Origin of the sequence: Arthrobacter gallicola (assembly GCF_014836775.1) — a bacterium.
In the GTDB taxonomy this organism is placed as follows: domain Bacteria; phylum Actinomycetota; class Actinomycetes; order Actinomycetales; family Micrococcaceae; genus Arthrobacter_B; species Arthrobacter_B gallicola.
Map to the genome: position 1 here is coordinate 322820 of NZ_JACSQD010000006.1, position 10717 is coordinate 333536.

Consider the following 10717-nt stretch of genomic DNA (forward strand, 5'->3'; position numbering starts at 1 on the left):
GTCCGGCGCGTGAATGGCCCTGTTCTGCGTGTGGTCGCGTGCGGTATGGCGGCTTCAGCCGCTCTCGCCCTCGCTGGAAGTGCAGATATGGCGATACCAACCGCTCTCGCCCTCGCTGGATGTGCAGGCATGGCGACTTCAGCGGCTCTCGCCCTCGCTGGACGTGCAGGTATGGCGACCAAAATTGTCTGGAGGTCGCCATATCTGCACATCGACGGTCGGCCGTTGGCCGGGCGGGGTGAGTAACCGCCGGCATCCGTCCCCGCCAGGCGGGCGCCGGGTGACGCGACGATGCGGTGGGTGGTGCAGTTGTCCCTAGCGGTGCGACGGCTCCCCGCGCTTCGGCGGGCGACCTCCCAAACGCGTTGTCACCTGGCGGGCAGCCGCCGCGCAGGCCTCCCCCAGGACCTGCAGGCGTTCAGAGGAGACCCTGAACCGTGGAGCCGGGATCAAGACGGCAGCCACCACGGCGCCGCGGTGGTCATAGACAGGGGCAGACACACCAACTTCGTCAAGGGATGATTCTCCGTAGTTGATCGCCCATCCCCGGGGGACCACGTCGTCGAGCCTGGTCTGGTAGGCGTCCAGGCTCGCATCGTCCACCCCCGTGGCTGTGATGGCGCCGCTGCGCAGCAGCTCACGAACGCGTTCAGCGGGCGCCTCCGAAAGGAAGACCTGGACCGATGCGCTCATGGCGTCCTTGTACCGAGCCCCCAATGGGGTGGTGTGCTTGATCTGCTGGTGGCTGGGTATCTGTTCCACGCACATGGATTCGGCACCGTTCCAAACCATCAGGGCACTGGTTTCACCGGTCCGTTCCGTAAGCTCCTGCAAGACCGGGTAGGCCACCCGCCGTTCCTCGAGCTCGGCGAGCAGCGGACCGGCGACGGCGATCAGGCCGAGGCCGAGACGGAAACGCCGGGTCTCAGCATCCCGTTCCACCAGGCGTTCCTGCTCCAGAGTGGCCAGAATCCGGGAAACGGTACTTTTATGCAGCCCGACCCGGTTGGCTATCTCGGTGACTCCGAGCAGCGGCTCGCCGGCCGTGAAGGTCCGGAGGACGGCGATCGCGTTGACGATGACGGACGCCCCCTTGGCGTCACCGCTTCGGTTGATCTCGGTAGTTTCGCTCATGATGTTCATCATCATTCCGTACTGGGCGGGAAAGCGGCGCCACTTGCTCCGTGGCGCCGCTGCCGCCGCATACAAAGTGGTCAGACTCCCACGATGTTGTGTTCCGCACCGAAGGGGAACTTTGTGATGTTCTCCGCTCCGTCCTCTCCGACCACCAGGATGTCGTGCTCCCGGTAGCCGCCGGCGCCCGGCTGCCCATCCATAACCGTGATCATGGGCTCCATGGAGACCACCATTCCCGGCTCCAGCACCGTGTCTATGTCCTCCCGGAGCTCCAGTCCCGCTTCCCGTCCGTAGTAGTGGCTGAGGACTCCGAAGGAGTGTCCATAGCCAAAAGTGCGGTTTGCGAGCAGGCCGTGCCCAACATAGATTTCATTCAGCTCGGCGGCAATGTCCCGGCATACCGCGCCAGGCTTGATGAGTTCGATGCCGCGTCTGTGGACTTCGACGTTGATGTTCCAAAGCTCCAGGGACCGTTCGTCCGGCTCTCCATAGAAGAGGGTGCGCTCCAGTGCGGTGTAATACCCGGAGATCATGGGAAAGCAGTTCAGGGACAGGATGTCGTGTTCCCGGATTTTGCGGGTTGTAGCCCAGTTGTGGGCACCGTCGGTGTTGATGCCGGACTGGAACCAGACCCAGGTATCCCTGATTTCGGAGTCCGGGAAGGTCCGGGCGATTTCGTGGACCATGGCCTCGGTGCCGACCAGGGCAACTTCGTATTCAGTGATTCCGGCCGTGATGGCGCTGCGGATGGCTTCGCCGCCCAAGTCGCCGATCCGGGCGCCGTGCTTGATCACAGCGATCTCTTCGGCTGACTTGATCATGCGCTGCCGCATAGCGGCCTGCCCAATATCAACAAGGGTGGCCGATTCGAACGCAGCCTGGATCCTGTTGCGGTTGTCCAGCGCGAGGACATCGTCTTCGACGCCGATCCGCTGGGGATTGACGCCGCGGCTGCGCAGCGCTTCCTGGAGGGCAAAGAGGAAATTGTCTCGGCGCCAATCTGTGTAGACCACATTGTCGCCATAGCTGCGGCGCCAGGGCATTCCGGCGTCGATGTTCGCGGTGATGGTGACGGTGTCCTCGCTGGTGACGACCATGGCGTAGGAGCGGCCGAAGTAGGTGAAGAGGAAGTCGGAAAAGTACTTGATGGAGTGGTAGCTGGTCAGGACGACGGCGTCGAGCTCCTTTTCCGCCATGATGCGCCGAAGACCGCTAAGCCGGCGCTCGAATTCCGCATCCGTGAAAGTCAGCTTCTCCTTTTGTCCATTGTGCAGGATTTTCAGCCGTTCCAATTCCGAGATAGAGGTGGCCATGGGGATTGCCGCACTGGTCATATTGTTATTGCCTTTCTGATGTGCCGCCTTGACGGAGAAATTCGGGAGAAAATCGAAGAAGAATTCAATATGGCCGGCCTACTCGTGGCGCAGGGACTCCTTGCACGTTTCGCGGGAAAGTGCGACGGCGATGAGGGAGACCAGGGCGGCACCGGCGAGGTACCAGGCGGGCGCCAGGTCGTTGCCCGTGGAGGCAATCAGGAGGGTCGCCATGAAGGGGGCTGTTCCGCCAAAGATCGCGTTGGAGAGATTGAAACTGACGGCAAAGCCGCTGTAACGGACCCGGGTGGGGAACATTTCGGCGAGGAAACTGGGGAGCGTACCGTCGTTGAGCGTGAGCATGGCACCCAGCAGAATCTGGACCAGGACGATGATCAGGAAGTCCCCGGTCCCCAGCAGCGCGAAGGCCGGAACCGTCAGCACGATGAAGCTGACGGACGCGGACATCAGCACCTTCTTGCGGCCGTAGCGGTCCGAGAGCATGCCGGTGATGAAGATGAAGCCGATGTAGGTCAGCAACGCGATAGTGGTTGCCATAAAGGACTCGGTGGCTCCGAGGCCCAGTTCTGTCGACAAGTACGTCGGCATGTAGCTCAGGATCACGTAAAAACCCACGGCATTGAGAAGCACGGCCCCAGAGGCCTTAACCAGGAGCCTCCAATGAGTCCGGAAGAGGCTGAAGGCAGGAGCCTTGACCGCTTGATCTTCTGCGGCCAGTTCACGGAAGACCGGGGTGTCCTCCAGTTTGGTGCGGATGTAGCGTCCAATCAGCCCCATCGGAGCGGCGAGAAGGAAGGGCAGGCGCCACCCCCAGCTTTCCATGGCTTCGGTGCTGAGCAGGGCGGTCATCACGCCGGCAAGCAGTGAACCGAGCAAGAGTCCGGTGGCCGTACTTGCGGGCACCACTGCCGCATAAAGACCACGCCGGTTGGCGGGTGCATACTCCACCAGGAACGCTGAGGCTCCGGCATATTCACCGGACGCGGAGAATCCCTGGAGTACACGGAACGCCAGCAGCAGGAGGGGCGCCGCGATGCCGATGGTGTCGTAACTGGGAATAAGCGCGATGCAGAACGTTGCGCCGGACATGATCAGGATGGACAGGGAGAGAGCGGTCCGGCGACCAACCCGGTCACCGATGTGGCCCCAAACGAAGCCTCCAATCGGACGGACGAGGAACGAAATCGCAAACAGTGCAAAAGTCAGCAGCAGCCCGGTTTGCGGGTCGGACTCCGGGAAGAACACCGCGGCTATGGTTGCGGCCAGATACCCGTAGACGGCGTAATCAAACCACTCGACGAAGTTGCCGATGAAGCTTGCAGCCAGGACCTTTCGGCGGGTCTCCTTGTCAACCGGGGTTCCGCTGTTGGGGCCGGGGCTTCCTCCCGCTTCGGGACCAGCGGCCGCCGTATTTACTTCGTTACTCATATGTCCACCAATGAAATTTGGGGTTGCATTGAACGCAACGCGGTTGCATCAGATTATGGGTGGCCCAGGCCACAGTCAAGGGCGAAATCGGCCCTTTAAATGGAATTAACATGTGCGTTACAAATTCGGCAAAGGGTGATTGACGCACCCCCAATGTGAGCTTAGAGTTGCAGCCAGCGCAACTCCGTTGCATCGATTTCTTGAAGAAAAGAGACTGCCCTGACGGTCATCCCCGGCCTCCGATATGGAAGCTCAGGGCTCCGTCCTGACGAACAAGTACACCGGCGGTTGCCCGGGCAGGCCCGAGGCAGAACTGATTGGAGCAGCAAAATGAGCGCGGAACAGCTTCCGGAGCACCCGGACTTCCTTTGGCGCAACCCTGAGCCCAAGTCCTCCTACGACGCCGTGATTGTTGGCGGCGGAGGCCATGGTCTCGCCACTGCCTACTACCTCGCCAAGAACCACGGCATGACCAACATCGCCGTTCTTGAAAAGGGCTGGCTGGCCGGCGGCAACATGGCCCGCAACACCACCATCATCCGTTCCAACTATCTCTGGGACGAAAGCGCCGCGATCTACGAGCAATCCCTGAAGCTGTGGGAGCTCCTCCCCGAAGAACTCGAGTACGACTTCCTGTTCAGCCAGCGTGGAGTCATGAACCTGGCCCACACGCTGGGCGATGTCCGCGAGAGCATGCGCCGGGTGGGTGCCAATAGGCTCAACGGCGTCGACGCCGAATGGCTGGACCCCGGCCAGGTCAAGGACCTTTGCCCCATCCTGAACATCAGCGATAACATCCGCTATCCCGTTATGGGTGCCACTTACCAGCCGCGCGCAGGGATAGCCAAGCACGACCACGTCGCGTGGGCGTTCGCTAGGAAATGCGATGAGCTCGGCGTGGACATTATCCAGAACTGCGAGGTCACCGGGTTCCTTAAGGGCGGAAACCGCGTCGTCGGGGTCAAGACCAACCTGGGCACCATCCACACCGAAAAGGTCGGGCTGTGTGCCGCCGGACACAGCTCGGTGCTCGCGGAAATGGCGGGTTTCCGGCTTCCCATCCAGTCCCACCCCCTGCAGGCGCTGGTCTCCGAACTCCACGAGCCCGTACACCCGACGGTGGTCATGTCCAACCACGTCCACGTCTACGTTTCCCAGGCACATAAGGGCGAACTGGTGATGGGAGCGGGGGTGGACTCCTACAACGGCTACGGCCAGCGCGGTTCCTTCCACGTGATCGAGCAGCAGATGGCAGCCGCCGTTGAACTCTTTCCGATCTTTGCCCGGGCACATGTGCTGCGGACCTGGGGCGGGATTGTGGACACCACTCTCGATGCCTCGCCCATCATTGGGGCGGCTCCCGTGGAGAACATGTACGTCAACTGCGGCTGGGGCACGGGCGGGTTCAAGGGCACTCCGGCAGCCGGCCTGACGTTTGCCCACACCATCGCCACCGGAGTACCCCACGAGCTCAACAAACCGTTTGCCCTCGAGCGCTTCGAAACCGGTGCCCTGATCGATGAACACGGCGCCGCTGCCGTGGCCCACTAGAAAGAGTTAAGGACATGCTCCTGATTCCCTGCCCGAACTGCGGGCCCCGAGACGAAACCGAATTCCGCTATGGCGGACAGGCCCACGTTGCCTACCCCGAAAATCCGGCGGAACTCAGCGACCGGGAATGGGCCGAGTATCTGTTTTACCGTGACAATCCCAAAGGCGCGTTCGCTGAGCGCTGGCTGCACAGCACCAGCTGCCGGCAGTGGTTCAACATGCTCCGGGACACCTCCACCTACGAGATCCAGGCCGTTTATCCGATGGGTCAGCTCCGCCCCGCGGCGGGCCCGACAGCCCCGATACTCCCCACCCCCGTTTCCCCGGAAGGAGCAGTCAAGTGAGCGTGCAACGGCAATCCGCCCGCCTCAGCAGCGGAGGACGCATCGACCGCAGCGTGACCTTGCGCTTCACGGTGGACGGCCAGGAATACACAGGCCACCCCGGGGACACCCTTGCCTCCGCCATGCTGGCCAACGGGCGGGTGCGTGCCGGCAATTCCCTCTACGAGGACCGGCCGCGCGGCATAATGTCCGCCGGTGTGGAGGAACCCAACGCCCTCGTCAAAATCGCGGCCAGGTTCCCGGGCCATGTGGCGGAGTCCATGCTCCCGGCGACCACTGTCTCGCTGGTGGATGGCCTCGACGCCGAGCTTCTCAACGGCCTGGGCCGATTGGACCCGAACGAGGACCACGCCGAATACGACAAGAAATACGTTCATGCTGACGTCCTTATCGTTGGCGGCGGACCTGCCGGCCTGGCAGCGGCCCGGCAATCCGTGCGCTCGGGTGCCCGGGTCATTCTTATCGACGACCAGCCAGAGCTTGGCGGCTCGCTCTTGTCCAGTTCCCCGCATCCGGACCTCGCAGATACCATCGAGTGCCTGCCGGCCCTGGAATGGGTGGCAGCGGTTGAAGCCGAACTGATCTCCGCTGCGGAGTGCACCGTGCTGAACCGCACCACGGCCTTCGGTGCCTATGACTCCAACTACGTCCTCGCAGCGCAGAACCGGACGGACCATCTCCCAGCGCCCGCGGCACCCGGTGTGTCCCGGCAGCGGATCTGGCACATCCGCGCCGCCCAGGTCATCCTCGCTCCAGGAGCCCACGAACGCCCACTGGTCTTCGAGAATAACGACCGGCCCGGGATCATGCTCGCCTCCGCGGTCCGCAGCTATCTCAACCGGTACGCCGTGGCTGCCGGGTCCAAAGTCGTCATCACCACCACCAACGACAGCGCCTATCTGCTCGCCGCAGACCTCCGCGCCGCCGGCATCAGCATCGAAGCAGTCGTGGACGCCCGCCCACAGCTTAGTGACACCGCTGCCACGGCAGCAGCGGCCGGAACGCGGGTGTTGACCGGCAGCACCGTAGCTGGAACCTCCGGCGAGGAAGGGATTCTCGGCGTTTCCATCCGCGGCATCGACGACGGCGGAAACCTCACCGCCGACGTCGAACACCTGCCCTGTGACCTGCTGGCTGTCTCTGGCGGCTGGTCCCCCGTGGTGCATCTGCACTCGCAGCGGCAAGGCAGGCTGCGCTGGGATGAGAACCTGGCAGCATTTGTGCCCAGCAGCGTGGTCCCCAACCAGCAGGTGATCGGAGCGGGACGCGGCAGTTTTCGGCTTCCGGATTGCGTAGAGGAGGGAATTTCCGCCGGTGCCGCGGCGGTCATCGCTGCGGGTTTCGAATCTGATGTGGCACCGGTTGCGCCCGGAGAACCCGTGGCCGCTGCACCGACCCGGCAGCTCTGGCTGGTCCCCGGTCAGCAGGGCAGCGCAGAAGACTGGCACCACCACTTTGTTGATTTTCAACGTGATCAGTCCGTGGCCGACGTCCTGCGTGCCACCGGCGCCGGCATGCGCTCCGTTGAACACGTCAAGCGCTACACCTCAATCAGCACCGCGAACGATCAAGGCAAAACCTCCGGCGTGAACGCGATCGGCGTCATAGCCACAGCCCTCAAACACACGGATGTCGGTGACATCGGCACCACCTCGTATCGTGCGCCATTCACGCCTGTGGCGTTCGCAGCCCTGGCCGGACGGCAGCGCGGAGAGCTTTTCGACCCTGCCCGCCTTACCTCCATTCACCCCTGGCACGTCGCCCACGGCGCGTTATTCGAGGACGTTGGGCAGTGGAAACGGCCCTGGTTCTACCCGCAGGGCCAGGAGGATATGGACGCCGCCGTCCTGCGGGAATGCGCCGCAGTCCGAAACTCGGTCGGTTTCATGGACGCCACCACTCTGGGCAAAATCGAAATCCGGGGTAAGGACGCCGGTGAATTCCTGAACCGCGTATATACCAACGCATTCAAGAAACTGGCCCCCGGATCGGCCCGCTACGGCGTCATGTGCACCCCCGATGGGATGATTTTCGACGACGGCGTGACCCTGCGCCTGGACGAGGACCGCTTCTTCATGACCACTACCACCGGCGGGGCAGCCAACGTCCTGGACTGGCTGGAGGAATGGTTGCAGACCGAATGGCCGGAACTGGATGTGCACTGCACCTCCGTCACCGAGCAGTGGTCCACCATCGCCGTCGTCGGTCCGAAAGCCCGGGCCGTCGTCGCAAAGCTGGCCCCGGACCTAGCCGCGGACGGAGGCCTCGATGCCGAGGCGTTCCCCTTTATGACCTTCCGCGAAACGGCTCTCGCCTCCGGGATCCAAGCGCGGATCTGCCGGATCTCCTTCTCCGGTGAACTGGCGTACGAAATCAATGTTCCATCCTGGTACGGTCTCACGGTCTGGGAAGCCGTGGCGGAAGCCGGCGCCGAATTCAACATCACCCCGTACGGCACCGAAACCATGCACGTGCTGCGGGCGGAAAAGGGCTACCCGATCATCGGCCAGGACACCGACGGCACGGTCACTCCGCAGGATGCCGGCATGGAATGGGTCGTGTCCAAGGTCAAGGACTTCATCGGCAAACGCTCCTACCTGCGCTGGGACGCCAGCCGCACCGACCGCAAACACCTGGTCAGCATCCTCCCCGCGGACGGAAGCCTCCGCCTTCCCGAAGGCACCCAGCTGGTGGAAAAGGGCATCAGCATCAATCCAGCGCTGAGCCCGGTTCCCATGCAGGGATTCGTCACCTCGAGCTATCACAGTGCGGCGTTGGGGCGCTCGTTCGCCCTGGCGCTGATCCAGAACGGCCGAAACCGGCTCGGCGAAACCCTGCTCGCCGCCGTCGGCGATCAGCTGCTGGACGTAGTCGTGGCAGAGACAGTGCTTTTCGACCCAGAAGGAGCCCGTAAAGATGGCTGATACAGCAGCACTCAGCACCGCCGAAATCCAAACCCTCCGGCAGAGTCCCGCAGCCCTTCTGTCTGCCGCTTTTGATGCCGGGTCCGTTGCCGGGACCGTGGAGCTGCGCGAATTGCCGTTCCTGACCATGGTGGGGATCCGGGTCGATCCCGCCTCCGCTGCCGGGATGGATCTGGGCACCTTCACGGGTGGCTTGCCCGCCGCATCCGGAATAGTCCGAACCAGCGGCGACACTTCCGTCCTCTGGCTGGGACCGGCAGAGTTCCTCCTGGTGGCAGCCCCGGAATCCCATGACAGCCTGGGGGGCGAATTTCCCCGCGCACTGATCGATACCCTCGGATCCGGCGCAGGGCAGGTTGTTGATCTGTCCGCCAATCGAACTACGTTCGAACTCTCCGGCCGCCGGGCGCGATCCGTTCTTGAAAAGGGGTGCTCCCTGGACCTCCATTCCCGGGTCTTCAACACCGGGACAGCTCTGTCGACCGAGATTGGCGGCATTCCGGCCATTCTGTGGAAGACCGACGAGGAAACCTACCGCATTCTTCCGCGGGCGTCGTTCTCACAGTTCCTGGGCCGCTGGCTCCTGGACGCCATGCGTGAGTACGCGTCCGACGAGGTCCCCTGAGCACGTCGCCTCAGACAGGAGCAGATATGAAAACCGAGTACAACGAAACCTCCCTCGGAGGCCTGTCAGTGAATGCCATCGGGAGTGGAGCCATGGACACGAACCCCAGCGAATACGTCCTAACCCTCGCGTGTCCCGAAACACAGGGCATCGTCCATGCGGTGACCGGCTTCCTCCTGGACCAGGGCTGCGACATCCTGGACAGCAAGCAATTCGGTTCCAGGCTCGATGGCCATTTCTTTATGCGGATCCATTTTGCCGCGGTCGACCCTGTGAGGGAAGAGCCGGTAGGTGAGCCTGCAGGTGCGCCCGCCGGCGAACCGGCGGAGTTGGCCAAGCTGCAGGGCGCATTCCTACCAGTCGCCGAGACCTATGGGATGCAGTGGCAAATGAGGGCACACGGCACGAAACACCGGGTCCTGATCATGGTCTCGAAGTTCGAACACTGCCTCAACGACCTTCTTTTCCGTGCCAGAATCGGCGAGTTGCCCATAGAAATTGTTGGTGTGGTCTCGAACCATACAGACCACAGGGGGATCGTGGAGTGGCACGGGATTCCGTTCTTCCATGTGCCCGTCACGGCTGCAACGAAACCGGAGGCGGAGGCGAACTTGATGGCTATCCTTGACCGGTTCGACGTCGAGCTCGTGGTGCTGGCCCGGTACATGCAGGTCTTCAGTGATGATCTCACCCGCCGTCTGGACGGCCGTGCCATCAATATTCACCACTCTTTCCTACCTAGCTTTAAAGGCGCCCGCCCGTACCATCAGGCCCACGTCCGCGGGGTCAAGACTGTTGGGGCTACGGCCCACTACGTGAATGCTGAGCTTGATGAGGGTCCGATCATTAGCCAACAGGTCGTGGAAGTGGACCATACCTTCGGCCCTGAGGACCTGGTGGCCGCTGGCCGAGACACGGAATGCAAAGCGCTTTCCAACGCAGTCCGATGGCACTGCGAAGGGCGTGTCTTCCTTCAGGGTAATCGGACCATCGTCCTGACGTAGGGCCGCATAGGACACTGCAGAGCCGGTTGCACTGTGCGAAGTGCAAGTATGGCGGCGACAGCCGGCAGGCCCCGCGCTGGATGTGCAGGTATGGCGGCTTCCGCGGCTCTCGCCCGCGCTGGATGTGCAGGTATGGTGACCTAAATTGTCTGGAGCCCGCCATAGCTGCACATCGAAGGTCGGCCGAGGGCAAGGTCCGCCAACCGCCCTGGTACCGGGCCCGCGGGCGTTTTGGGTGTTAAACACTTCAGGCCCCGCACCAAAGGTGCGGGGCCTGAAACGGGCCAGGAAGGAACCTGGTCTTCTAATGATTGTCCGGCGGTGACCTACTCTCCCACACCCTCCCAGGTGCAGTACCATCGGCGCTGCG

8 protein-coding genes are annotated in these 10717 nt (G+C 62.8%); 5 read left to right on the top strand and 3 right to left on the bottom strand.

The window, feature by feature from the left end:
* Positions 1-315: 315 nt before the first annotated feature.
* From H9639_RS14040 to H9639_RS14050, 3 genes are all read right to left on the bottom strand, one after another.
* Entirely contained in the window at positions 316-1134 is an 819-nt protein-coding gene (locus tag H9639_RS14040; protein WP_225219597.1) for an IclR family transcriptional regulator, read from the bottom strand.
* 80 nt (positions 1135-1214) lie between these two features.
* On the bottom strand, positions 1215-2471 hold the full coding sequence (locus H9639_RS14045; RefSeq protein ID WP_191808685.1) for an aminopeptidase P family protein: 1257 nt from the start codon (positions 2469-2471) through the stop codon (positions 1215-1217).
* A 78-nt stretch (positions 2472-2549) separates the two neighbouring features.
* Positions 2550-3899 carry an MFS transporter gene (locus H9639_RS14050; protein WP_191749143.1) on the bottom strand — a complete coding sequence of 450 codons (1350 nt, stop codon included), beginning with the start codon at positions 3897-3899 and terminating at the stop codon, positions 2550-2552.
* Between the two features lie 330 nt (positions 3900-4229).
* Here H9639_RS14050 and H9639_RS14055 point away from each other — a divergent pair, with 330 nt between their 5' ends.
* The 5 genes from H9639_RS14055 to purU all read left to right on the top strand — a co-directional run bounded on the left by H9639_RS14055 (position 4230) and on the right by purU (position 10347).
* The gene (locus tag H9639_RS14055) at positions 4230-5450 is read left to right on the top strand and encodes a sarcosine oxidase subunit beta family protein (RefSeq protein WP_191808686.1); all 1221 of its coding nucleotides are present in this window, start codon (positions 4230-4232) and stop codon (positions 5448-5450) included.
* A gap of 14 nt (positions 5451-5464) precedes the next feature.
* Complete coding sequence (locus H9639_RS14060; protein WP_191808687.1) at positions 5465-5794, top strand: sarcosine oxidase subunit delta; 330 nt, start codon at positions 5465-5467, stop codon at positions 5792-5794.
* Positions 5795-5796: 2 nt separating this feature from the next.
* Positions 5797-8718, top strand: a complete 2922-nt coding sequence (locus tag H9639_RS14065; RefSeq protein ID WP_191808711.1) for a 2Fe-2S iron-sulfur cluster-binding protein — start codon at positions 5797-5799, stop codon at positions 8716-8718.
* On the top strand, positions 8711-9343 hold the full coding sequence (locus H9639_RS14070) for a sarcosine oxidase subunit gamma (protein ID WP_191808688.1): 633 nt from the start codon (positions 8711-8713) through the stop codon (positions 9341-9343). The genes H9639_RS14065 and H9639_RS14070 overlap by 8 nt, the downstream gene beginning before the upstream one ends.
* Before the next feature lie 92 nt (positions 9344-9435).
* Complete coding sequence (gene purU / locus H9639_RS14075; protein ID WP_191808712.1) at positions 9436-10347, top strand: formyltetrahydrofolate deformylase; 912 nt, start codon at positions 9436-9438, stop codon at positions 10345-10347.
* Positions 10348-10717: the final 370 nt, after the last annotated feature.

Bases quoted from the DNA above. Each gene is read 5' to 3' on its own strand.
- H9639_RS14040 (WP_225219597.1), bottom strand. From the start codon at position 1,134: ATGAGCGAAACTACCGAGATCAACCGAAGCGGTGACGCCAAGGGGGCG.
- H9639_RS14045 (WP_191808685.1), bottom strand. From the start codon at position 2,471: ATGACCAGTGCGGCAATCCCCATGGCCACCTCTATCTCGGAATTGGAA.
- H9639_RS14050 (WP_191749143.1), bottom strand. From the start codon at position 3,899: ATGAGTAACGAAGTAAATACGGCGGCCGCTGGTCCCGAAGCGGGAGGA.
- H9639_RS14055 (WP_191808686.1), top strand. From the start codon at position 4,230: ATGAGCGCGGAACAGCTTCCGGAGCACCCGGACTTCCTTTGGCGCAAC.
- H9639_RS14060 (WP_191808687.1), top strand. From the start codon at position 5,465: ATGCTCCTGATTCCCTGCCCGAACTGCGGGCCCCGAGACGAAACCGAA.
- H9639_RS14070 (WP_191808688.1), top strand. From the start codon at position 8,711: ATGGCTGATACAGCAGCACTCAGCACCGCCGAAATCCAAACCCTCCGG.
- purU (WP_191808712.1), top strand. From the start codon at position 9,436: ATGGACACGAACCCCAGCGAATACGTCCTAACCCTCGCGTGTCCCGAA.